At 64.1% G+C, this 1,620-nt stretch carries 1 protein-coding gene and 1 pseudogene; both read left to right on the top strand.

All coding sequences use genetic code 11. The features are described 5' to 3' along the window. The first annotated feature begins 1,146 nt into the window (after window positions 1-1,146). Window positions 1,147-1,335: a hypothetical protein gene (locus tag ACWEKS_RS49250; protein ID WP_452346591.1), complete on the top strand. Its 189-nt coding sequence runs from the start codon at window positions 1,147-1,149 to the stop codon at window positions 1,333-1,335. 161 nt (window positions 1,336-1,496) lie between these two features. After that, window positions 1,497-1,620 (top strand): annotated as a pseudogene (locus ACWEKS_RS49245) (1,4-dihydroxy-2-naphthoyl-CoA synthase); the annotation flags it as partial.

Below are 1,620 nucleotides of genomic sequence, written 5' to 3'. Positions count from 1 at the left end.
GTCGAACATCGCAATCCTCGCCAGTTCTTGCCTGCGCTGTCACTGACGAGCCTGCATTGCGGGCGCCCTTGCCCGCGACGGCAGAACTACCCACGGCATACCTATTTTTGCCACCCCCGCCCAGCGGGGGTGCTGGTAGACAAGGGCCGGAAGGCGCAAATCCGCCCGACACGACGCGGCGCGTCTGCAGGATTGGAACCGCAGGCATTCACCTGCTGGAACGGCCCGCTACGTGCATGGCCGGCCAGCGGCTGGGATGTGGCCGGACTGGGCGCGGGCGAGTTCGACCGGGCATGCGCGAGCTGGGCTGGAGTTTCGCCCCGCACAGCGTGCCCGGCGGGGCGACTCGTCTGGATGGCGTGCGGTCAGCGCCTGACCGCAGACAGTACCGCGGCGACCTCGCGAATAGTGAACTACACGTAGGTTGCGGTGCCGATCGCTCGAATGCGGTCAGGGAGGCCCGCAGGTGTCGCGGCTCGGCCCAGTCGGGCGCGGCGGTGGACAGGTCGCCTCGCTGCGGCGGGTTCGTCCGGCCGTCCAGGCCCACGTCGCGCAGGTGTAGCTCGATCATGCGCTCGGCGCTGGTCGGCAGGCGGGTACTGAGATGGTTGAGCAAGGCTGTTCGCGGAAAGGCGGTGAAGGCTGTCCAGGGTCGGAGTTGTCGGCGACCCGGCGCGGCGGACGATCTCCGAGCGATGCCGCCGGGTGAAGGGGGGTGACCCGACGGCATCGACATCATCGGCAGCCGACAGCGTTCGAGCTGCAACTGGCCACCATCTCGTGGGTCGACACCGCTTGGGGGTATGCAGGTCGGCCCGGACCGAACCCCACGGGTGCCCCCTGCGTTGTTCAAATTAGCCAAGGTGATTGAAATCCGCTGGCCCACAACATGGCACAGCATCTGCCCGATGCAGCGTCGGCAACGATCGAGCCGCCGCCGCAGTACAGCATCGAAATCGTCGAGCGCCCGTCGAGAGTGACAAAGCTGTGCACATTCGAAACCAGGGGCCGCCCTGTCACAAGATCACGTACCACGCGGTTCGTAAGTGTCGCCTGCATGTCCGCCTGTGATTGAGTATTGGAGTGGGAGACGAACTTTCAGCTTTCAGCAGTCGTCGCGACGCTGGTGCGAGTCGTAAGCGCCCCGTGAGCCTGGGCGGCCGCATTGACAATCTCGGCACCTATCGATTCCTGTGCCCTACGGCTGGTTGCCGGTGGTTTCGCGACGAGAACACCACCCAGAGCAATCCGCATTGGCGGGAGCTGGTCGAGGCCGCGATCGACGACCACCTCGCGGCCAGGCATCCTCATTGGATCCATCCGGAATACAACTAGATCGAGATCGAACGCGTTGATGTGCAGACCCGTTGTACGTCGGGCAACGTGATCTTTACCAGGCGAGAAGTGGTGTATTGCACAGCATTTCGGCTCGCCATTGGCTGGAGCGCCATGGGTTGTGGATCTCGCGAAATGTGAACGTGACTAGGGTAGGCACGGTGACCTTCAATCCAGATTTGTGGAATGTCGTCCCGGGATTCGAGAACCTCACCGACATCACGTACCACCGGCACATCGAGCAGGGCACGGTGCGGATCGCCTTCGATCGCCCCGAGGTACGCA

The sequence above is a fragment of the Nocardia sp. NPDC004711 genome, assembly GCF_053601595.1.
The sequence above is the reverse complement of the archived record's forward strand: the minus strand, read 5'-3'. Positions and strand labels throughout refer to the sequence as shown.